The following is a 20597-nucleotide window of genomic DNA, read 5'->3' as shown; positions in this document are numbered from 1 at the left end:
TGACTTTATAGGGTAGACCTTCACGCGGACTGCTTGGCCTAAAGGTGTCAAAAATATAAGAATCGTGGGTGGTGGCGCTGTGTTTTACCCCCGCTTAAGCCAGGCAGTCTGTCGTGCGCGTCACATAGGCACTACAGTGTGCCGTATCCCCCCGTCGGCTTTGCTATGCAAGTAACGCCATACGGGGAAGCCCTAAAGCGGCTACAATTTACAAGTGAAACCGTGAATCTGTGTTCCGCTCCATCGGTGCCGGCGCAAGCTTCTACCAAAAGTAATCGCTACAACATTCGCTGCGGGCAGGCACGTGAACATTTCAGAAAGGGATGTCAATGGCTACTGATAATCAGGACAAGGCCGTTCTCCACTACCCAGGTGGAGAGTACGAGATGGACATTGTCCACGCCACCGAAGGTAACGACGGTGTTGCACTGGGTAAGATGCTGGCTGAAACTGGCTTGACCACCCTGGATCCCGGCTACGTGAACACCGGTTCCACCAAGTCCGCTATCACCTACATCGACGGTGCAAACGGCATCCTACGTTACCGCGGCTACGACATCGCCGACCTGGCTAACAACGCAACCTTCAATGAGGTTTCCTACCTGCTTATCAACGGTGAGCTGCCGAACAAGGAGCAGGCAGAGGAGTTCAACACCAACATCCGCAACCACACCCTGCTGGATGAGGACTTCAAGGCACAGTTCCGCGTGTTCCCGCGCGATGCTCACCCGATGAGCGTTTTGGCTTCCTCCCTGAACATTCTGTCCACCTACTACCAGGACTCCCTGAACCCACTGGATCCGGACCACCAGAAGCTGAACACCTACCGCCTGATGGCGAAGGTGCCGATGCTGGCTGCTTACGCTTACCGCGCTTCCAAGGGTAAGCCCTACATGTACCCGGATAACTCCATGAACGCGCGCCAGAACTTCCTGCGCCAGATGTTCGGTTACCCGACCGAGCCTTTCGAGGATGACCCGGTAGTCACCAAGGCTCTGGACAAGCTGCTGATCCTGCACGCTGATCACGAGCAGAACTGCTCCACCTCTACCGTCCGCATGGTTGGTTCTTCCCAGGCCAACATGTTCGTCTCCATCGCCGCAGGTATCAACGCACTGTCCGGTCCGCTACACGGTGGCGCCAACCAGGCCGTTCTGGAGATGCTGGAGGAGATCCACGCTAACGGTGGCGACGCTACCGACTTCATGAACCGCGTGAAGAACAAGGAGCCGGGCGTTAAGCTGATGGGCTTCGGCCACCGCGTCTACAAGAACTATGACCCGCGCGCGGCCATCGTCAAGGAGTCCGCACACGAGATTCTGGATCACCTGGGTGGTGACCACCTGCTGGATCTGGCTATGAAGCTGGAAGAGATCGCGCTGGCTGATGATTACTTCATCTCCCGCAAGCTCTACCCGAACGTTGACTTCTACACTGGCCTGATCTACCGCGCCATGGGCTTCCCGACGGACTTCTTCACCGTCCTGTTCGCCATGGGCCGCCTGCCGGGCTGGATCGCTCACTACCTGGAGCAGGTCAACGATCCGACCGCAAAGATCAACCGTCCGCGCCAGATCTACACCGGCGAGGGTGCGCGCAAGCTCTAAGAACTCTCTGTTCTTTTCTTGGTGACGCCCCCTTGGGTTCAGCTACGCAATGCGTATGCCCCCAAGGGGGTGTTTCGCGTTTTGCTAGGGTGGAGCTTCGAGAAGCTATCAGTTTTCAAAGGAGACTTCCCCCATGAGTAAACCGCAGATCGACCTCTCGAATGGCCCCGCACCGAAGGACCTGGTGATTGAAGACCTGGTGATCGGCGAGGGTGCAGAGGCCGTGCCGGGTGGCATGGTGGAGGTGCACTACGTGGGAGTGGACTTCGAGACTGGCGAGGAGTTCGACTCTTCCTGGGATCGGGGCGAGTCCATCGAATTCCCCCTGTCCGGCCTGATCGAGGGCTGGCAGGAGGGCATCCCGGGCATGCGCGCCGGCGGTCGCCGCAAGCTGACCATTCCCCCGGAGAAGGCGTACGGCCCGGCCGGCATGGGACATCAACTATCTGGCCGTACGCTGGTCTTTATTATTGACCTGATCGCCGTGAACTAAGGCGCCCGATCGCCTTAAACTAGGGCGCCTGATCGCCGTGAACTTGGGCGATTAGGCACCCTTCAGCGCCTTGGCCCAGCTCATCTTCTTGCCGTTGTTCAGGATGGAATTGCGGTAGACGCGGGCTACCAGCAGAATCACCAGAACCGTCGTGATGGCGGCAACCAGGAAGCTCAGCAGAACCTGCGGCAGGCTCATTGTGCCCGCCGCCATGTTCATCGGGGCGACCGTCAGGCTAAACGGCGGCACCCAGCCCAGCACCTGCATAAACGTCGATTCCATGTTGCTGAGGCCGAACAGTGGGGCGTAGGTCATACCCATAATGAACAGCAGGATCGGAGCCTGGGTGGACTGCAGATCCTCCGTACGGGAAACTAGAGAGCCCGCTGCCGCGTACAGGCTGCCGAAGAACAGCATGCCGATGCAGAAGGCCAGCAGCATCAGAGCCACCACTGTGTAGTCGAAGTCCACGTCCCCCAACAGCCCGGAGACGGAAACTGCAACCGCGCCGATGACCAGGATGATTGCGGTGCCGATGAAACCGAAGATAGTGTTGCCGATGATCTTGCCAGCCAGGAAATCCATCGGGCGGGCGGAAGCCAGGATGATCTCCACCACGCGCGAGGACTTCTCCTCCGTGATGCGCCCGCCGACGTTCGCGGCGAAGAGGATGATGAAGTAGGCCATCAGCATCACGCCGACCATGGCGGTGACAATCTGCGGCCCGTTGGCCTCCATCGCGTCATCTGCCTTCAAGTCCACGGTCTCCAGCTGCACGGAGGGCGTGGCGTCGGCGAACTCCTCGGGGGAAACTCCCACCTTGTTTAGCGCTTCGGATTGCGCGTGCGCATTGATCGCAGCGCTAACAGTGCTGAGGATCGCGGGGTCGGGCTTTCCTTCCGCGAGCAATTCGTAGCCCGAATCAGTTTTCACCAGGGCTGCATCGAGGTCCTCGTCAGTCACCTTAGAGGAAGCCTCATCGCGGGAGGCCACGGTTTCCGCCTCCACGCCACCGGAACCTTCAGTCCCCTCTGAGGCACCTTCGGTGGAGGCTGGGGCGGCGTCAATAAACTCCTTCTCAATCCCCACAAGGCCGAGCTTCGGGGTTTCGTTGTCGTCGTCCTTGTTGGCGAACCATGCGCCGGCAAACACGCCGATGAGCATGACGGCGATGACGACAATCAAGGAGAACATGATCGCCTTGCTGCGGGAGGCCACCTGGATCTCGCGCTTGGCGACGGTGGCGATGGTGTTCGGGGAAGAATAACTCATGATTCGACGACCTCCTGGAAGAGCTCTGCAAGGTGCGGGATACGGCGGGAGAACGAGTGGACCGGGCCGACAGCCATCGCAGCCTGCAGGATCTGCTGATCCAGGTCCGTAGTTTCGGCCTCGAGCAGCACGCCCTCGCCAAAGTCCTCTACCAAGCGGGTGCCCTGGGGGTACCAGCCGCGCGCCGGAGTGCGCACCTCGTAGACGATGGGGCCGCGGGTACGCAGCTCGTCGACGGTGCCTTCGGCTTTCATGCGTCCCGTGGCGATGATGCCCACGCGGTCGCACAGGCGCTGCACCAGATCCAGCTGGTGGGAGCTGAACAGCACCGGCACGCCTGCGTTGCAGCGCTCGACAAGCAAGTCGCTCATGACGTTCACGGCTACGGGATCCAGGCCGGAGAAAGGCTCGTCCAGGATCAGCAACTCCGGATCGTGGATCAGCGAGGCCGCCAGCTGGACGCGCTGCTGGTTACCCAGTGATAGCTCCTCCAGCTTGTCGTCCGAGCGCTCGGCTAGGCCGAGCTGTTCCAGCAGGCCGTCCGCGTTCTTCCCGGCGGCTTTGTCGCTCAGGCCGTGGAGGCGGGCGAAAAAGCGCAGCTGGTCGCCGATCTTCTCCTTCGCGTACAGGCCGCGCTCTTCCGGCATGTAGCCAATGCGGCGGCGCAGGTCATCGTCGATCGGCCGATCGCCCATGAGCACTTCGCCGCTGTCCGCCGCGAGCACTCCCAGTGCGATGCGCATGGTGGTGGACTTGCCGGCACCGTTGGAGCCGACGAAACCGTACATCTCACCAGGCTGTACCTGGAGCGTCATGTCGTGGAGGACTTGGTGGTCCCCGTAACTCTTATTGAGGTTGTTGATATAGAGAGCTTCCATATATTCCTTGTGGGTCTTTACAACGTGAATCCTTGATCGAAAAAGAAGGATCCCGCACATTGTCTCACATGCGAAAGCATTAGGTCGGCGAAGAAGTTTTTAACAGCGCCGTCGCGAGAACGAGCTAGGTGGCGTACAAAAGAGGCCATGAGCGAAAAGAACGATGCAGTCGCGACCCTTGAAATGAACGACGGCAAGACCATTCCGCAGCTGGGGCTGGGCGTGTGGCAGTTGAGCGACGAGGACACGTACACCTCGGTGCGCGCCGCGATCGAGACCGGCTACCGCCACATCGATACCGCCGCGATCTACGGTAATGAGGAGGCCGTGGGGCGCGCCGTAGCCGACGCGGTGAAGGCCGGGGATGTGCAACGCGAGGAGCTGTTCATCACCACCAAGCTCTGGAACGCCGACCAAGCACGGGGCAAGGAAGCCTTCGCGGAATCTCAGAAGAAGTTGGGGATAGACTACGTGGATCTGTACCTGCTGCACTGGCCGTGCCCGCAGGCCGACAAGTTTGTACAGGCCTATGACGCTATGGCGGAGACCCAGCAAGCCGGCGGGGCGACCAGCATCGGTGTGTGCAACTTCTACCCCGAGGCGCTGGATGCGCTGAAGCAGGCGGGCCACACCCCGGCCGTGAACCAGATCGAGATCCACCCGGGCTTTAGCCAGGTCGAGCAGCGCGCGGACAACCGCGACCGCGGGATCGTCACCGAGGCATGGTCGCCGCTGGGGCAGGGGCAGAACCTGACCGACCCGACCATCGCGAAGATCGCCGCCGAGCACGGCGTGAGCGTGGCGCAGGCCATCATCCGCTGGCACATCCAGCGTGGCGACGTGGTTATCCCGCGTTCCTCCAAGGTGGAGCGCGTGCGCCAGAACTTCGACGTCTTCGGCTTTGAGCTTTCCGCCGACGAGGTCTCCGCCATCGAGGCTCTGGACGTGGAGGATGGCCGCATCGGCGGCGACCCGCTGACCTTCCACGCCGGCCTGGAGGGCTAGGGAAACTCCGCGCGGGTTACCGCGAAACACCCGCGTATGGCACCGCCCCTGCGGTACATTGCTAGCCATGAGCGCAGGGCACGTCATCACTCATCTAGAGACCGTCGGGGCAGGCAAAGCGAGCAATGCCGACGGTTCCGCAACCCCGGGTTCTCCCGCGCTCGAGGACGTTACCCCGCAAGTCGGCGTGATCACCCTAAACCGACCGGAGAAGCGCAACGCCCTCAACGCAGCCATCGCCACCGCGGTCGCTGAGGCCGTCCGCGCCCACACTTCCGCCGGGGTGCGCGCCATTCTGATCCGCGGCGAGGGGCCTGTCTTTTGCGCCGGGGCGGACCTCTCGGGTGGCGTGTACGCCGATGATTTCTGGTCCGCCATGGAGGACATGCTCTCCGCCATCCAGACCACCCCGGTGCCGGTCATCGCGGATGTTCACGGCCCGGCGGTCGGCGCAGGCTGCCAGATCGCTTTGGCCTGTGACCTGCGCGCTTTTGCCGACGAGGGTGCTTGCTGGGTGCCCGTCGCCGAGCACGGGTTCGCGCTAGACCTGTGGACCCACGCCCGCGCCCGCGAGCTGATGGGCGGCGCACTGGCCCGCAACGTGTTCCTGGCAGGCGCCCGGGTAAGCGCCGAACAAGCCCGAGCAACGGGTTTTTCTGTGGTTCTTGATGACGCCACCCCCAACGCCACCGCCCTCGCACATCGGGTGGCGCGCCAGGCTCCGCTGTCCATGGAGCATTCGAAGCGAGTGTTCAACAGCCCAGACATGCACGCGGATGCGGAGCTGCAGCAGATGATGGTGGACATCTGGGCCAGCGAGGACGTGCAGGAAGCGCGCCGGGCCCGCGCCGAGAAACGCGCGCCCCAGTTCAGAGGCCGCTAAATCCCAGCCGTTCTAGTCGCGCCCTTCCACCGACCAGGTGTGCACAGGCTGGCCGCTGGCCTGGTGGGCAATGTAGCGCTGCATCATGGTGGCCAGCGCCTCGGCGCGCTCTGGGGAATCCGGCTCGCTATTCGGAGCCAGCCGGTTCAAGGTATCCAGCTGCCACGTTGCACCATTTTGTCCGCTGCGGGCGCGGCCTTCGATGATCCCCAGGTACGTGTCGATCAGTTCGGAATCCACCTCCAGCAGTTCCAATCCCTCGCGAGCCTGGTCGAGTAGGTGCTCGGTAATTAGCCGTCGGACGGGCACTGTCCCTACACGCGGCCAGCGCATGCTGGCGCGCAGCCCTTCGCGGGCGCCGGCGAGGAAGTTACTGTGGGCGTCCTCAAAAGAAAGCCGCGACCACACGGGGCGATTTTGCGTGCCCAAGAACTTGACGAGCCCGTAGTAGAAAGCGGCGTCCGCGACGATGTCGGCGGTAGTGGGGCCGGCGGGCAGTAGGCGATTCTCCACGCGGATGTGGGAGAGCTCCAGGTTCGGGTCGTAGATCGGGCGGTTCCAGCGCCAGATCGTGCCGTTGTGCAGGTTCATGTAGTGCAGGCCGGGGCTGTCACCGGACATGATGGGCGTGCCGGCCTCTAGGCGATCCTCCGGTAGGAGAGGGGAGAAGTAGCGGCCGTTTTCCTCGAAGAGGTCGAACACGCTGGTGATCCACCGCTCGCCGAACCATACACGCGGGCGCACGCCCTGGTTGACGAGCTCCGCCGTGCGTGTGTCGATGGCCTGCTCAAAGACGGGGATGCGCGATTCGTGCCAGAGCTTGTGTCCGACGAACAGTGGGGAGTTGGCGCTGAGCGCCGCCTGTACGCCCGCGATGGCTTGGGAGGCGTTCCAGGCGTTGGCGAAGAGGTTCGGCGCGACCTGCAGGTGCAGCTGCATAGATGTGCAGGCGGATTCTGGCGCGATGTCCTCGAAGTCGTGCCTATAGGAATCGACGGTGCCGAGCACCCGGCCGGGCAGGGCGCCTTCGAGTTCGATGCGGACGAGCTCGCCGCGGGATTCGAGGATGGCGTTGTTGAGAGCTTTGTAGCGGTTTTCGTCGGTGATCCAGGCAGGATCGCTGAGGAAGTCGGTGGTCAGGGTCGGAAGGGTGCCGATCATGACGGCGTGGGAGCCGAGTTGCTTGGCGGCTTTCTGCACTGCGCGCAGGCGCTCGTCGAGGCCTTCCTGCAGTTGTTCGAGCCCGTGGCCTGTGATGGCCAGCGGGGGATGGTTCATCTCTACGTTGTAGGAGCCGATCTCGGACTGGTATTCGCCCGGGTGGGTTTCCTCCAGCTTTTCCAGAACGTCGACGTTGCAGCGCTTGGGCTGCATGTCATCGCCGACGAGGTTCATCTCTAGCTCCAGGCCGATGGTGCCCTGGTTGATGAATTCTGCGCTCTGCAAGTGCTTGTCGAAGACCTCCAGCTCGGCGTTGAGGCGCTCGCGGAAGCGGGTGCGTTGTTTCGGTGTGTAGGTATCTTTAGATACTGCGTCGCCCATGCTTCTTAATCGTAGCCTCGCTGCGGGTGTGGTGTAGGGGTTCTTTGGTGTGGACGCCCACACGTTCCGGTGCGCTGGGGGACTGGGGTGCGGTGACCAAAAGGGCTGGTTAACGGGGAGCGTTGACGGGCTTGTATTATGTACCTCGCACGGATTCCGTGCGATTGCCCTAGTAGCTCAGTGGATAGAGCACGGCTCTCCTAAAGCCGGTGTCGGAGGTTCGATTCCTCTCTGGGGCGCCATGTGAAGTGGGACTTTCGGTTAACTTTTCCGTTCAATTCAGGAAACTCCTTCCAGGTTAACCCGGGTTTTCAAAATTCGGTAACTTTTTCAGAGACTATCCCCGACAACGCGATAACCGGCCGGTTTTTCAGCCTCAAAAGGCTTTGCCGGCCGGTTTTTGTCTATTAACCCGGATTTCTTTTGAAAGTGTTCACTATCAGCCCGTCCTAACGCGAGGGCTCCGTGTCTGCACATGTGTCGCCGCCAGAGGGCTCGCTTGCGTTCTTTAGTCTCCTAATTTCCGAATGCGTTTACCCGGAAACACACCGTTGGGATTAGGTTAGACTTTCCAATAGTCAAGGCGATTGGCACGGAGTTGAAGGAGGCACGTTGTACGACGTCGTAAGGGATGCTTATGCAAGGCTCGCTCCCGAATACGTTGAAGCCTTGGGATCAATTAAGGATATGAGTCCTCAAGACGTAGCGCTCATTTCTGAATGGGGAAGAGTGGTTAATAGTCCGGTGCTGGATGCGGGGTCAGGTCCCGGACACTGGACGGACCTATTGCGAACTTTGAAATGTGAAGTAGTCGGGCTAGATATGGTCCCAGAGTTCATTGGGATTGCGAAGAATAGATTTCCCTCCACCAACTTCGTTTTGGGCGACTTGTCGGAGATACCCCTTAAGTCTTCCAGCCTCGGAGGGATACTTGCCTGGTACTCGTTGATTCATTTGTGGCCAGATGACTGGGGCTTGGTTCTAAGCGAATTTGCTAGGACTCTTAGGCCGGGTGGAACTCTTCTTCTTGGAGCGTTTTTAGGGGAACAAGGTGCTCCATTCGAGCATGCAGTTACTCAGGCTTACTACTGGTCAGAACTAGAGCTACTAAAACAGTTGGAGTTGGCTGGCTTTCAGGCAATTTCTGTCCACTCTCGATGCGCGGCTGGCATTAGGCCGCATCTAGACGTTCTTGCACAGCGTTGTTAGATGGGGACAGCTTGGCATTTTGGACAGTGACTGTCGCGACAGCACTCCCGTAGATCTGCTAGTGGCACTTGTGATGAAGGCGTGGTCGTAGACCCGGTCTGTATATCCGATGGCGAATTCTGGCACGTCAACCAACCAAACCACCTTCGATTTTTCGCCCGCAGAGCAATTACATTCGAGATTAACCCAGCTCAACTGCTAGAAACCGGCCCCGCCCGGACACGCTTTTCGAGCCTTAACCCACCGGTGGGCTGAAACCACATATACGCTCCCGCCTAGATTCAGAACAAACTTTCTGCGTCCAAGAAATTTTTCAGACCCGTCCACCCGGTAAACCTGCCCCGTCTCGTCCGCCCAGTGTGACCGGCCATGTGTTCGACTGGCGCGTTTCGGTGTCGCGACGACCGTTACGCTTAACGTGTCGGTTCCCGTTTCGAAGGAGAATGATGCTCGGCTACAGAGATTTTGCCCTGCTTGAACTGGACCTTAACCAAGGACATCAACGATTTAGGTTTACTGACGATAGAGCACAGTCGGGAGCTATCACCTGCCCGGTGTGCGGAGAAGGAAAAACGGTAAACATCGCTCGGGCGACTGACAGGCGCCACTTCGTTAAAACCGGGTACCGCTGGATGGTCTGCCAAGACTGCTGCGGCGCTTCAATCAGCATTTATCGGGAAGGTGGCGGCGAGGAGATCTACCCGCCGCGGACACAGCAGCAACCTATCGACAACCTACCTGGTGACGTTGCGGAGATGTGGGAGGAAGCGAACCTCACGTACTCTGTTGGTGCCTACACTAGCGCGGTGCTTATGTGCCGCAAGATAGTTTTCGCTGCTGCTGTCCGTTGCGGTCTACCAGAGAAAGACGACAGGGGCTGGGCACCAAAGTTCGAAGAGTGCGTGAATTTCTTGGTGAATGAGGGAATTCTCACCCAGCGCATCAAGGACAGTTGGGCCGACAGCATCCGACTCTGGGGTAATGCCGCAACTCACGAGCTGAAATCGGTGAGGCAATCTACCGCGTTGAAGGCCATCGAGTTCACCCAGATGATCCTTCGCATGGCCTTTGAGTTTGAGGGAAACGCAAGGGCCGAAAACGAGTCTTGAGGGGTGGTCCCCCCCGAAACGACACCCGCCCCGCTAACCGCTGCGCACCCCGTCGCGACCGGAGACAATACAACCATGCCAGCCGCGAAAGAACTCACCCCGCGCCAACGCACCGTTTTGCAATGGGTCATCGACGGGTGCCCCACCAACCCAGAGGTGCCTTCGACGTACAAAACCACCGCCCGCACACTCGAAGGCCACGAGCTCGTTAAGGTCAAAGGCCACGGCAAGACCTGGCAAGCAACGGTCACTGAGCGCGGCAAGCGGGTGCTGGCAGGGAAAGAACCGCTCCGGAAACCGAAACGGAAACGCGGCGCGGCACCCGAGACGGTGGTCGCCTCGCCGATTTATGCTCCACCAGAGCCACCACATGCGAGCGAAGTAGCACTCGACGCGCGCGTGACCGACCTGCTCGAAGACTTGGTCGCTTCTCGGCGCGGGTGGGTTGTCAGGCGCGTAGAAAACCGCGACGTGGCACGAACAAACTGGGACCCCGTGGACAGGTGGGTCAAAGGACTGGGAAAAGCCCTTGTCCCGGACGGCAAAGAGTTTATGCTCGACTGGAGCTCCGACTCGTGGCACTTCGACTCCCCCGTGACGGTGACCGCTGCGCTACTCGACACGGACGAGTGGTTGTCACCTGACCCAGGACCAGTCCTTCGGGGAGAGGTTGAAGTCCGCAAATTCCACCCGGCTATCAACCGGCTTTTGCGAACCTCTAAGTGGTACAGCGCAGAGACGAAGCAGCGGGCGAAGTTGCTCCTGCACGTCGTTGTCACCGAGGCACAGGCCCGCGGGTGGAGCGTGACGGCACACGACACCGAGGACTACAAGGGCAAGAAGGTGCTGGAGAAAGTCACGCTCGACACCGACCACCGCTCATATGAAGTGTGGGCCAGCGAGCGCGAAAACAACGTCGAGCGGCCACCGACGAAGAAGGAGGTCAAAGCCTACGAGGACTCGCTGCGCTGGTCGTACAACAAGGGCAAAGAAATGCCGAAGTACTACGTCAAAGAAGGCACAGGCCTGGTGTCTCTCACTGTCGGTTTCACCAGGCGTAACGACACCCCTGCGAAGCCGACGCGGCTAAATTCGGTGCTCGGAGACTTCTTTGCTGACGTCCACCGCAGAGAGCAGTGGTACGCAGTGGTGGAAGAGCGAGATCGACTTGAGGCTGAGCGCCGGCAGCGCCGACTCGACAAGGCAACGGAGCTTGCCCGTGTTCACCATCGGGAAAGTGAACGTCACAAGGTACTTCTCCAGCGCGTTGAGGCCTGGAAAGAGCGGCAGGCAATTGAGGAGTACCTCGCAGCGCTCGAAGGCGTTCCAGAGGCTGAAGCGTGGCTTCAGTGGTGCAGGGAAAGGCTGTCCAAGACCAGCGCTCTGGGCGAGACCGACATGCCAAAAGACACCCCGTTTGACGAGTACGAAAACCGTGGACTGATTGCAGCGTTCGAGCAGCGGTTGCCGGAGGACGAAAGTCAGTGGTGACACTGGTCTGTCGCGGGGCGGCTGGGTTCCGGAGCGGGCTGGCGGAGTGGCAGGCGTGGCGGGGCTCGGTGCGGTGGGGCGTTGGGGTTCGCGGTGTGGTTCTCGGGACGGGGGCCGGGGCGGTTGGCGCTTCGGGTCTCGGGACGGGGGTCGGGGCGGGGTGTGTAAGGAAGCGGCGGCGTGTCTAAAGGTTGGGGTGTTTACTGAATGTCCCGGGGTTTCGAAGAATTAGATTTGATTGTTCGAACAACCCCCGAAAGCATGAAACAATGCCTCTTCCTACAAAAGTAGGCGAGGCATTTCCTGTTATTCGCGGACTGTCGTCCGAGACCTGTGCCCGAAAACGCAACTAGAGTTCGCTATCCGCTAATAGCGTCCAGCCGCTGCTCATTTCAAATCAGACAACATTTATTGGCTAACGGTCTCGGAGGCGAGTCGCGCGTAGATGAGGGTGTCGGTCCATTCACCCTTGCTAAACCAGTCCTGGACGTGATGCGCTTCGAGCCGGAGCCCAACGCGTCGAGCAAGTGCCGCGGAGGCGCTGTTGCGGGCATCCATCTGCGCGGTAATGCGGTGGAGGTTGTAATGATCAAACCCGAGGGCAAGTACCGCGCGAACCGCTTCGCTTGCGAATCCTTGCCCACCGTGTGCCGGGTTCAAAACCCACCCAATCTCGCCCTGACGGTGCTCCTTGTCTGTAAGCCACAGTGCGACGTCTCCTATGGGGGTGCCGTCATGCTCGATGACTAGTGCAAGTGCAGCAGTCTCACCATCGAGGTCAGTTTTTGATAGCCGCTCCCCGAGCTTGTCACGGGTAGCTTCCACAGTCCATGGCTCGTCCAACAGGTAACGAGCAACGCCAGGTTGCGAGTACAGCTCGTGAAGCCATGCGACATCGTCTGTCTCATGCAGACGGAGTCGAAGTCGTTCTGTCACCAACGGCCACTGGGCAACGGTCACGAGATCGCGCTGGTAGTGGAACAACTCCTCGCGCTGTCCTGCGGGCGTGGTCCCTACGCCTCGGCCGGTCTCGTGGAATCCCGCCGTCGTCAAGCAGTGCTGGGAGGCCTTGTTTTCCGGAAGCGTGCGTGCCGTCAAGGTTTTAAGTCCACTGGTGCGCGCGAAACGTGATGCCAGCTCCAAGCCCCGACGGGCATGTCCTTCCCCTCGCGCACCGGGATGAATCCAGAACCCGACCTCGGCAGCATCGGAGCTAACGTCAAAGAGAACCATGGAACCCACGAACCGGTTGGTTTCGGCGTCGGCAAGTGCGAGGACTGCCAACGTGCCGGACGAGAGGCCCGTCGCGACCTCGTCACAGATCATCCGTCGCACGGACTCGGGGGTGTAATCAGGTTCAGGCAGGTGAGCGAAGCGCCGCACAGCTTCGTCTTTTGTGCCTGCTGCATACGCGTCTGCGTCCAGTTCGGCGAGAGGGCGTAGGCGAGTGTTCTCAAAGGTGATCGGAAGGTTGGCGGCATCCAGCATGTGCTCAAAACTAACATAGTTTGGATAGGTGGTTCAAGTATGTTTGGTTAGGCTGGTGGGGTGAGCTACTGGGAACATCGGAAACCGGTGCAACGCCATCGCGCCGTGGATATTGCGGAAGTTGCAAGAGCATCGGGCAGACTGTTGGACGAAGGTGGTTTGAAGGCGCTCACTATGAGGGCTGTGGCACAACAGGTGGGCGTGGCCCCAGCCAGCCTGTACTCCCGCGTGGAGTCGGTTGACGACTTGTTCGACCTTGCTCTCGATGTAGTGCTTGCAGACGATCCCTTGATGTCCGAATCGATCAACAACGCCGACCTGCCCACCCTGATGCAGGCTTTCTTTACACACCTCACGACCCACCGGTGGGCCGGTCAAGTCATCGGCATGCGCGCCCCCAGAGGCCCTGCTTACCTGGCGCTTTCTGAGCGCATGTGTGTCCTGCTTGAACGAGAGGGCGTCTCGGATCCGTTGGGAACTGCCTACCGGCTATCAAACCTAGTGATCGGCGCCGCCCTGACGGCCCCCATGGCGCCCGACGAAAAGCGTGTTGCCATCGACACCGAACAAGCCCCGACTTATGCGCGCCTCCACGCGGCGCACCACATTAGCCCACAAGAAATCCTCTCCGAGGGCATCAAGAAATTATTGTCTTGACGGAACCATCCCATTTCGGGCAGAGGCAGTGTGAGGAATACTCAGAAATGGCGAGAGGAAGCTCAGCTGGGCCAGTTGTGGAGTGGCTGGGCTAGGGATTACTCGACTGCCCCCTCTTTGTTTTGCAGCCCTAAAGGGGTGCTAAATACGGTTATGCTGGGTGAGTATGACCCTGAAAGGCTTTCAGTTAGATACCTTCCTAGCCCTATTGATGGCTCTCGGCTCGGCGGCGTTCCTCGGGTTGGGGCGCATGCTCTTCGGCACTCTTGGGTGGTACATGTTTGTGACTATCCCGCTTTCATTGATGTTCGCCTTTGCGCTTTACGTTCTCTGGAAAGTTCCCGTGCGCATCGACGCGGAAGACTCTTCGGGAGTGTCGCACAAGGTCTTCGGCTGGCGAGAGTCGTGGGCTCTCATTATTGTCAGCACGTTCTCGGTTCTAACAGGCTTCTTTCTGGTGGATTTCGACGATACTGACCATGGGACGAAATCTATGTTCACCGCGCTTGTTGGCCGGCAAGCGAACAAAGTATCTGAAGTGCTATGTCTGCTCAGTTTTGTGGGTGCGATCGTGTCCTACATTGTGGCGCTAGTCGTTGCGATAAGGGGCCGGAAAGCATCCCAGGGCTAACTGCGATTGAGTGGGGTGTGGGTAGTCGCCGTCGGGGCGGTTACCCATCTGGGGGTGGATAAACAGCCGCATATTTTGCTTAATAATTTATATGAAGCCCAGGGGGTTTGCCGGACTTATAGGTTTGCGTGACCGTATTGAAAACGTTATTTCATTAAAATATTCGCGCAGGTTTGTATCGTTGAAGATGTATCGGTTTCCGAAAACCGGAGCGTACAGCGTGTGCAGGTAGTACCTCCGGCGCGTTTTCAATCCAGAAAGTTTCAGATCCAACCAATCGAGAATCTTCGAGGAGAGATTTCGCCGATGACCCAGCCCACCGGTTCCACCGACACCAGCATCGACTTCCTGTGGCTTTCCGAGCCCGACATGATTGAAGCGGGGGTGACGGACTCTGCTCGCTGTGTCGACGTCATGGAAGAAACCCTGATCCTTCTGGATAAGGGCGACTACCGCATGGCTGGCGCTTCCGGAAACTCCCACGGCGCCCAGGTCAATTTCCCCGACAACCCCGAGCACGAGGGCATGCCCGCCAACGGCCCCGACCGTCGCTTCATGGCTATGCCCGCTTACCTCGGCGGCCGATTCAAGGGCGCCGGCGTGAAGTGGTACGGCTCGAACGCCGAGAACCGCGCCGCAGGTCTGCCCCGCTCCATCCACGTGTTCGTCCTCAACGATGCCGTCACCGGCGCCCCGAAGGCGATCATGTCGGCCAACCTGTTGTCCGCGTACCGCACTGGTGCGGTTCCGGCTGTGGGCGTCAAGCACCTTGCCGTAGAGAACGCAGAGACCGTAGGAATCATCGGGCCGGGCGTCATGTCCCGCACCATCCTGGCCTCCTCCATCACCCAACGCCCCAGCATCAAAACCGTAAAGATCAAGGGTCGCAGCGCCGGTTCCACCGAAAAGGCAGCACAGTGGATCCGCGACCGCTTCGAGGACCTGGACGTGCAGGTCGTCGATAGCGAGCAGGAGGCCATCGAAGGCAGCGACATCCTGATCGCCGGCACCTCCACCTCCCCGGACGGCCCGCAGGCCTTCCCGTACTTCAAGCGCGAGTGGCTCAAGCCCGGCGCGCTGGTGCTGTGCCCCGCAGCGGCCCGCTTCGACGACGACTTCATCAAGTCCGACGAATCCAACCTGGTGCTGGACTACGACGGCCTGTACAAGGAATGGTTCCAGGAAAACGGCCCGGACGTCACCTACGAGCGCCTGCTGGGAATCCCCGGCAACCGTTGGTGGGACATGGTCGAGGAGGGCACCCTGCCGAAGGAGAAGCTGCACAACATCGGTGCCATCGCTGCGGGTAAGGCTCCGGGCCGCGAGAGCGACGAGCAGATCTTCTTCTACTCCATCGGCGGCATGCCCGTCGAGGACGTTTCCTGGGCCACCGAGGTGTACGAAAACGCCCTGGAGAAGGGCATTGGCACCAAACTGAATCTCTGGGATACCCCGGAGCTAACCTAGGAGCCGGAACGAACCATGGAGTTCAAAAGCATCGACCAGGTCATCGACTTCATCAAGTCAGAAAACATTCGCTACCTGGACATTCGCTTTACCAACATGTTCGGCCTGGAACATGGGCTGACTGTTCCGGCGCGCGAGCTAACCCCCAAGGCGGCGGAGGACGGCTTCGCCTTCGACGGCTCCTCCATCCCCGGCTTCTCCACCGTGGATAAGTCGGACATGGCGCTGATCCCGGACCCGACGACCGCCTACGTGGATCCGTTCCGCGATCACCCCACGCTGAACATGCAGTTCTTCGTGCAGGATCCGCTGACCCGCCAGCCGTACCGCCGCGACCCGCGCAACATTGCGCGCAAGGCGGAGAACTACCTGAAGGAAACCGGCGTGGCAGACACCTGCTCGATCGGTGCGGAGGCGGAGTTCTACGTCTTCGATTCCGTCCAATACGCCTCCGACACCAACATGTCCTTCCACCGCGTGGATTCGGACGAGGGCTGGTGGCGCTCCGGCGAGGAGACGATGATGGACGGCTCGCCGAACCGCGGTAACCAGATCCGCATCAACGACGGCTACTTCCCGGTCGCCCCGTACGACAAGACCATCCCGGTGCGCGACGACATTGCGTACAACCTGGAGAAGGTCGGCTTCGAGATCGAGCGCTTCCACCACGAGGTCGCCACCGGCGGCATCCAGGAGGTCAACTATCGCTTCGATACCCTGCTGGCCGCCGCGGACGACCTGCAGACTTTCAAGTACGTGGTGAAGAACACCGCCGAGCAGCACCGCAAAACCGCCACCTTCATGCCGAAGCCCCTGGCCGGCGATGGCGGTTGTGGCATGCACGCCCACCAGTCACTGTGGAAGGACGGCAAGCCGCTTTTCTACGACGAGACGGGCTATGCAGGCCTGTCTGAAATGGCGCGCTATTACATCGGTGGCCTGTTGCACCACGCCCCGGCGGTGCTCGCCTTTACGAACCCCACCGTTAACTCTTATCGACGCCTATATTCCGGTTTCGAGGCACCCGTCAACTTGGCCTATTCGCAGTCCAACCGCTCGGCAGCCATCCGCATTCCGCTGACCGGCGATAGCCCTGCGGCCAAGCGTATTGAGTTCCGTGCGCCGGATCCGTCCTCGAACCCCTACCTGGGCTTCGCGGCCCAGCTGATGGCGGGGCTGGATGGCATTCTGAACCGTATCGAGCCGGGCGAGCCGACGGATAAGGACCTCTACGAGCTGCCGCCTGAGGAGGCGAAGAAGGTACCGAAGGTGCCGCACTCGCTGGAGGCCGCCTTGACGGCAATGGAGGAAGACCACGACTTCCTGACCGCCGGGGGAGTCTTCGACGAGGACTTCCTGCAGGCCTATGTGCGCCTGAAGTACGAGCTGGAGATCCAGCCGCTGCGCCAGGGGCCAAGCCCGAAGGAGTTCGAGCTGTACTACAGCGTGTAGTTAGCTGCGCGCTACGGCGCGGAACTGGCCACGCGCTAGAGCGCGAAGCTAGTTGACTAGCGCCGCGTCCAGGTGCAGAAGCGGTAACGCAGGGGCCGCTCGGGATTGCCCTCCTGGTCGACCGGGTGGCCCTTTAGCGATTCCTGCCACTCCTCGGCGTGCTCTTCGAACTCTTCGGTGGGAACCAGAGGTGCGTACACTTGGAAGCGCTCGGGTGCCTCCATGTCGATCTCCGTGATGACGATGCGATCAGCCACGGGCATGCACTGGGCGTACACTTGGCCGCCGCCCAGTACCCATACGGTGGGGGTGCGCTCGTCTGCGGCGCCGTCTTCCAACTCGTTGAGGATCTGCTCCGCGGCGTTGGCCAGCGCGCTGGGGATCGAAGGCTCGATGATGCCACCGGGGGCGTCATAATCATCCTGCCGAGTGATCACATAGTTCGTGCGCCCCGGCAGCGGGCGGAATCCATCGTCGAGCGCTTCCCAGGAGGTGCGCCCCATGACGACGGGGTAGCCGATGGTGGCGTTCTTAAAGTGCTTCAGGTCCTCCGGCAGATACCAGGGCATGTCCGCGCCATCGCCGATTACACCGGCGGTGGTTTGCGCCCAGATCATGCCGATCTCCACCTGATCGCGGGAAATCCCCTTGGCCTCTAGGGCATAGCTGACCGCGGCGGCGGTGAGTTCCGGGTAGTCGCCCGGCTCGTAGCCGGTCGGGCGGTGGGGTTGGTTGTTGGAAGTCATTTATACGGCCACCTTTGCCTTGATCACCGGGTGTGGGTCGTAGCCGGTGAACTCGATATCGGAGAAGTCGTAGGAGAACATGTCCGCAGCCTTGTTCAGCTGCAGCTGCGGGTACGGGCGGGCATCGCGGGAAAGCTGCAGCTTAACCTGCTCCACGTGGTTGTCATAGATGTGGCAATCGCCGCCGGTCCAGATGAACTCGCCGACCTCTAGTCCCGCCTGCTGGGCGAACATGTGGGTCAGCAGCGAGTAGCTGGCGATGTTGAAGGGCACGCCCAGGAACATGTCCGCGCTGCGCTGGTACAGCTGGCAGCTTAACTTGCCGTTGGCCACGTACAGCTGGAACAGCAGGTGGCATGGGGGCAGGGCCATGTTGTCCAGTTCCGAGACGTTCCAGGCGCTAACGATATTGCGGCGCGAGTCCGGGTTAGTCTGCAGGGTTTCCAACGCGCCGGCGATCTGGTCGATGTGCTGTCCGTTTGGGGTCGGCCAGCTGCGCCACTGCACGCCGTAGACCGGCCCTAGGTCACCGTTCTCGTCGGCCCATTCGTTCCAGATGCGAATGCCGTTCTCCTGCAGCCAGCGCACGTTGGAATCGCCCCGGAGGAACCACAGCAGTTCACCCACCACTGACTTCACATGTACCGACTTGGTGGTAATCAGTGGGAAACCGGCGGAGAGATCATAGCGGATCTGACGGCCAAAAAGGCTGGTAGTGCCCGTGCCAGTACGGTCACCCTTGGGAGTGCCCGTTACGAGGATCTCGCGCAGAAGATCCTCGTATGGGGTGGGGATGGAACTCGGCTGCTGCTGGGGTGCCACTGCTCGCCGCCTTCCTTTCAAGCTCGAAGCTTCTTGGGGTTCAAAAGTCCCACACAGTCTACGTCGGCAACCAAGCGGCGGCACCCGCGGGGCTGGCAAGCCCGGCTATGGACAAGCCGAGACTAGGAACCGGCAGCGGGCCCAGAAGCGGATCCACCAGCGGATCCGCGCGCCGGGTTAGAGCAGTGCTCGGTAGTCGGCGTGTGGTCACCCGCCTCGCGGGTCAGGCCCCACAGGATCAGCCCGATGGTTGGATCGTGCTGGGGCATGGCGGCGTGGGCCGGCGGAATGGGGAGCTTGCAGGCAGCACCCACCTCCACGTTCGCCACGTCCGCGCCGTCAACCGGCTCCAGCATGGAGGTCTTATTCGGCGTGGCGGTGGTATCGGCCGACCTATCGCCGCCGTTTTTCCGCGATGTACTTCTTCAAGTGCAGCCCACCCTGGGAGTGCCCCACCAGATCGACCTTCTCTGCGCCCGTCACGGACAGGATGTAGTCGATGGTCGAAGCGATTTCCTTGGCGGAATCGTCGATGTCCACTATGGCGTAGCGCCCCAGCAGGTTCGGCTTGCCGTAGTTGAAGGCCCACGTGCAGAAACCCTGCATGGATAAAGCGTTGGCGGCCTTCTGCCAGCGCGTCGAGTTATCGGATGTGCCGTGGATGAAGACGACGCGGTTCGGGTGCTCCGGGGAGGGGACACAGGTGGGATTGTTCACAGGCGCCTTGGCCACATGCTTGCCTTCTAAACCGGCGGGGACTGCGGCGGCGTCCGGAAAAGCGCTAGAAACATCACCATCGGCTGCCAGGGCAGAAGGAGTGAGGGAAAAGAGGGCAGAGAGAGAAACGCTCAGCGCTGCAGCGCTGGCGAGGATGGATCAGTGAGCCAGACCCCGGGCGCGAGAATTAACTTTCATGGAAGAAACGATAGCCCAACTTCCAGCGCTGTCCACCGTTACAGCCAGAATGCACGGGCGTGTGATCCCCTTGCTCGCGCGTCAAACCCCACTCGATCAGGCCAATGATGTGCTCGTTTTCCGGCAGCGACGCATGCCCCGGCGGGAGCAGCAGCCCACAGACTTCGCCGACCTCCGCGTCGGCCACATCCGCCCCGCCGATGGACTCCAGCTGAGACGTGGAGTTCGGCGTGGCCGTCAGATCTTTCGAGGTGAAGATGTTTGTGTACATCACGTTTGGGTGAGTATCCGGCAGCTCGTTGAGCCGACTGATGAAATCCGAACTACTCAGCTGCTGAATCGCGGCCTTGCCCGCCACCAGATCCGCGAACTCCGGGTTGCGGTCCACCAGGTTCTGCAGGATTGAGGACATCCCGGTCATCGTCGTGCCGTGATACGTCGCGGCCACTCCCACCGCGCGGCGCACCGTATCCTGCCCGCCGTGTTCTGCAATGTACTTCTTGATGTGCAGCCCGCCCTGGGAGTGGCCCACCAGGTCCACCTTGCTGGCGCCGGTGACCTCCAGGATGTAATCAATCGTCGCCGCGATCTCCAGGGCGGATTCGTTGATGTCGTTCACGGCAAACACACCCGGGATCGCGGGACGGCCCTCCTCCGGCTGGCCGTAGTTGAAAGCCCACACCGAATAACCCCGGGCGGCGAAATACGTTGCGGCTTTCTGCCAGCGGAAAGTGTTATCCGTCGTGCCGTGGATAAACACTAGGGGGCAGGGGTGCTCCTCTGTAAGCTCCTTGCGCGGATTATTAGCGGGCGCGCCGATAACGTAGCGCCCCTGTAGCGTGGCGGGAATGTCTGCGTCCGGCTCCAGCTGCGCGCGGGAGGCCGGACGGGGCGTCAAGAAGGAAAAAGGGAGCATGCAGTGCTAGAAGC

19 protein-coding genes and 1 tRNA gene are annotated in these 20597 nt (G+C 60.6%); 11 read left to right on the top strand and 9 right to left on the bottom strand.

Features of this window, described 5'->3' with window-relative positions; all coding sequences use genetic code 11:
- Positions 1-329: 329 nt before the first annotated feature.
- Both QKE30_RS07225 and QKE30_RS07220 read left to right on the top strand, forming a co-directional pair.
- Positions 330-1607: a citrate synthase gene (locus tag QKE30_RS07225; RefSeq protein WP_293818724.1), complete on the top strand. Its 1278-nt coding sequence runs from the start codon at positions 330-332 to the stop codon at positions 1605-1607.
- Positions 1608-1740: 133 nt separating this feature from the next.
- Positions 1741-2100 carry an FKBP-type peptidyl-prolyl cis-trans isomerase gene (locus QKE30_RS07220; RefSeq protein ID WP_034987009.1) on the top strand — a complete coding sequence of 120 codons (360 nt, stop codon included), beginning with the start codon at positions 1741-1743 and terminating at the stop codon, positions 2098-2100.
- Between the two features lie 51 nt (positions 2101-2151).
- Here the strand turns inward: QKE30_RS07220 and QKE30_RS07215 are convergent, their stop codons facing one another.
- Entirely contained in the window at positions 2152-3372 is a 1221-nt protein-coding gene (locus QKE30_RS07215) for an ABC transporter permease (protein ID WP_239202097.1), read from the bottom strand.
- A complete protein-coding gene (locus QKE30_RS07210) occupies positions 3369-4250 on the bottom strand; it encodes an ATP-binding cassette domain-containing protein (protein WP_035005102.1) in 882 nt (293 codons plus the stop codon). The genes QKE30_RS07215 and QKE30_RS07210 overlap by 4 nt, the downstream gene beginning before the upstream one ends.
- Before the next feature lie 147 nt (positions 4251-4397).
- Between QKE30_RS07210 and QKE30_RS07205 the strand changes: the two genes are divergently transcribed.
- Entirely contained in the window at positions 4398-5255 is an 858-nt protein-coding gene (locus QKE30_RS07205; RefSeq protein WP_297667549.1) for an aldo/keto reductase, read from the top strand.
- Positions 5256-5322: 67 nt separating this feature from the next.
- Positions 5323-6138, top strand: coding sequence for an enoyl-CoA hydratase (locus tag QKE30_RS07200; protein ID WP_347934478.1), 816 nt, complete (start codon positions 5323-5325; stop codon positions 6136-6138).
- A gap of 12 nt (positions 6139-6150) precedes the next feature.
- Here QKE30_RS07200 and QKE30_RS07195 read toward each other — a convergent pair whose 3' ends face one another.
- Complete coding sequence (locus tag QKE30_RS07195; protein WP_347934477.1) at positions 6151-7680, bottom strand: glutamate--cysteine ligase; 1530 nt, start codon at positions 7678-7680, stop codon at positions 6151-6153.
- Between the two features lie 166 nt (positions 7681-7846).
- On the opposite strand from QKE30_RS07195, the gene QKE30_RS07190 reads away from it, so the two are divergent.
- The 3 genes from QKE30_RS07190 (at position 7847) to QKE30_RS07180 (ending at position 11489) form a co-directional block, all read left to right on the top strand.
- Positions 7847-7922 (top strand) — tRNA-Arg (locus tag QKE30_RS07190).
- A gap of 1410 nt (positions 7923-9332) precedes the next feature.
- Positions 9333-9998, top strand: coding sequence for a DUF4145 domain-containing protein (locus QKE30_RS07185; RefSeq protein ID WP_347934476.1), 666 nt, complete (start codon positions 9333-9335; stop codon positions 9996-9998).
- 75 nt (positions 9999-10073) lie between these two features.
- Positions 10074-11489: a hypothetical protein gene (locus QKE30_RS07180; protein ID WP_347934475.1), complete on the top strand. Its 1416-nt coding sequence runs from the start codon at positions 10074-10076 to the stop codon at positions 11487-11489.
- A gap of 408 nt (positions 11490-11897) precedes the next feature.
- Here the strand turns inward: QKE30_RS07180 and QKE30_RS07175 are convergent, their stop codons facing one another.
- Positions 11898-12977, bottom strand: a complete 1080-nt coding sequence (locus tag QKE30_RS07175; RefSeq protein ID WP_297667910.1) for a GNAT family N-acetyltransferase — start codon at positions 12975-12977, stop codon at positions 11898-11900.
- A 60-nt stretch (positions 12978-13037) separates the two neighbouring features.
- Here QKE30_RS07175 and QKE30_RS07170 point away from each other — a divergent pair, with 60 nt between their 5' ends.
- The 4 genes from QKE30_RS07170 to glnA all read left to right on the top strand — a co-directional run bounded on the left by QKE30_RS07170 (position 13038) and on the right by glnA (position 17184).
- Entirely contained in the window at positions 13038-13634 is a 597-nt protein-coding gene (locus QKE30_RS07170) for a helix-turn-helix domain-containing protein (protein ID WP_347934474.1), read from the top strand.
- Between the two features lie 166 nt (positions 13635-13800).
- Positions 13801-14265 carry a hypothetical protein gene (locus QKE30_RS07165; RefSeq protein ID WP_297667908.1) on the top strand — a complete coding sequence of 155 codons (465 nt, stop codon included), beginning with the start codon at positions 13801-13803 and terminating at the stop codon, positions 14263-14265.
- A 306-nt stretch (positions 14266-14571) separates the two neighbouring features.
- Entirely contained in the window at positions 14572-15732 is a 1161-nt protein-coding gene (locus tag QKE30_RS07160) for a tyramine oxidase subunit B (RefSeq protein WP_347934473.1), read from the top strand.
- Between the two features lie 15 nt (positions 15733-15747).
- Positions 15748-17184: a type I glutamate--ammonia ligase gene (glnA, locus tag QKE30_RS07155; RefSeq protein WP_347934472.1), complete on the top strand. Its 1437-nt coding sequence runs from the start codon at positions 15748-15750 to the stop codon at positions 17182-17184.
- Between the two features lie 56 nt (positions 17185-17240).
- Here glnA and QKE30_RS07150 read toward each other — a convergent pair whose 3' ends face one another.
- From QKE30_RS07150 to QKE30_RS07130, 5 genes are all read right to left on the bottom strand, one after another.
- Positions 17241-17930: a dihydrofolate reductase gene (locus QKE30_RS07150; RefSeq protein WP_347934471.1), complete on the bottom strand. Its 690-nt coding sequence runs from the start codon at positions 17928-17930 to the stop codon at positions 17241-17243.
- Positions 17931-18752, bottom strand: coding sequence for a thymidylate synthase (locus QKE30_RS07145; RefSeq protein WP_347934470.1), 822 nt, complete (start codon positions 18750-18752; stop codon positions 17931-17933).
- 122 nt (positions 18753-18874) lie between these two features.
- The gene (locus QKE30_RS07140) at positions 18875-19108 is read right to left on the bottom strand and encodes a hypothetical protein (RefSeq protein WP_347934469.1); all 234 of its coding nucleotides are present in this window, start codon (positions 19106-19108) and stop codon (positions 18875-18877) included.
- Between the two features lie 37 nt (positions 19109-19145).
- The gene (locus QKE30_RS07135; protein WP_347934468.1) at positions 19146-19469 is read right to left on the bottom strand and encodes an alpha/beta fold hydrolase; all 324 of its coding nucleotides are present in this window, start codon (positions 19467-19469) and stop codon (positions 19146-19148) included.
- Between the two features lie 187 nt (positions 19470-19656).
- Positions 19657-20583, bottom strand: a complete 927-nt coding sequence (locus QKE30_RS07130; protein WP_347934467.1) for an alpha/beta fold hydrolase — start codon at positions 20581-20583, stop codon at positions 19657-19659.
- Between the last annotated feature and the right edge of the window lie 14 nt (positions 20584-20597).

It is taken from the genome of Corynebacterium sp. c24Ua_83, from assembly GCF_039907245.1.
Classification (GTDB): Bacteria; Actinomycetota; Actinomycetes; order Mycobacteriales; family Mycobacteriaceae; genus Corynebacterium.
The sequence above is the reverse complement of the archived record's forward strand: the minus strand, read 5'-3'. Positions and strand labels throughout refer to the sequence as shown.

What these genes read in the sequence shown, in the direction of transcription:
- QKE30_RS07225 (WP_293818724.1), top strand. Translation starts at nt 330, where the DNA reads ATGGCTACTGATAATCAGGACAAGGCCGTTCTCCACTACCCAGGTGGA.
- QKE30_RS07220 (WP_034987009.1), top strand. Translation starts at nt 1,741, where the DNA reads ATGAGTAAACCGCAGATCGACCTCTCGAATGGCCCCGCACCGAAGGAC.
- QKE30_RS07215 (WP_239202097.1), bottom strand. Translation starts at nt 3,372, where the DNA reads ATGAGTTATTCTTCCCCGAACACCATCGCCACCGTCGCCAAGCGCGAG.
- QKE30_RS07210 (WP_035005102.1), bottom strand. Translation starts at nt 4,250, where the DNA reads ATGGAAGCTCTCTATATCAACAACCTCAATAAGAGTTACGGGGACCAC.
- QKE30_RS07205 (WP_297667549.1), top strand. Translation starts at nt 4,398, where the DNA reads ATGAGCGAAAAGAACGATGCAGTCGCGACCCTTGAAATGAACGACGGC.
- QKE30_RS07200 (WP_347934478.1), top strand. Translation starts at nt 5,323, where the DNA reads ATGAGCGCAGGGCACGTCATCACTCATCTAGAGACCGTCGGGGCAGGC.
- QKE30_RS07195 (WP_347934477.1), bottom strand. Translation starts at nt 7,680, where the DNA reads ATGGGCGACGCAGTATCTAAAGATACCTACACACCGAAACAACGCACC.
- QKE30_RS07185 (WP_347934476.1), top strand. Translation starts at nt 9,333, where the DNA reads ATGATGCTCGGCTACAGAGATTTTGCCCTGCTTGAACTGGACCTTAAC.
- QKE30_RS07180 (WP_347934475.1), top strand. Translation starts at nt 10,074, where the DNA reads ATGCCAGCCGCGAAAGAACTCACCCCGCGCCAACGCACCGTTTTGCAA.
- QKE30_RS07175 (WP_297667910.1), bottom strand. Translation starts at nt 12,977, where the DNA reads ATGCTGGATGCCGCCAACCTTCCGATCACCTTTGAGAACACTCGCCTA.
- QKE30_RS07165 (WP_297667908.1), top strand. Translation starts at nt 13,801, where the DNA reads ATGACCCTGAAAGGCTTTCAGTTAGATACCTTCCTAGCCCTATTGATG.
- QKE30_RS07160 (WP_347934473.1), top strand. Translation starts at nt 14,572, where the DNA reads ATGACCCAGCCCACCGGTTCCACCGACACCAGCATCGACTTCCTGTGG.
- glnA (WP_347934472.1), top strand. Translation starts at nt 15,748, where the DNA reads ATGGAGTTCAAAAGCATCGACCAGGTCATCGACTTCATCAAGTCAGAA.
- QKE30_RS07150 (WP_347934471.1), bottom strand. Translation starts at nt 17,930, where the DNA reads ATGACTTCCAACAACCAACCCCACCGCCCGACCGGCTACGAGCCGGGC.
- QKE30_RS07140 (WP_347934469.1), bottom strand. Translation starts at nt 19,108, where the DNA reads ATGCTGGAGCCGGTTGACGGCGCGGACGTGGCGAACGTGGAGGTGGGT.
- QKE30_RS07130 (WP_347934467.1), bottom strand. Translation starts at nt 20,583, where the DNA reads ATGCTCCCTTTTTCCTTCTTGACGCCCCGTCCGGCCTCCCGCGCGCAG.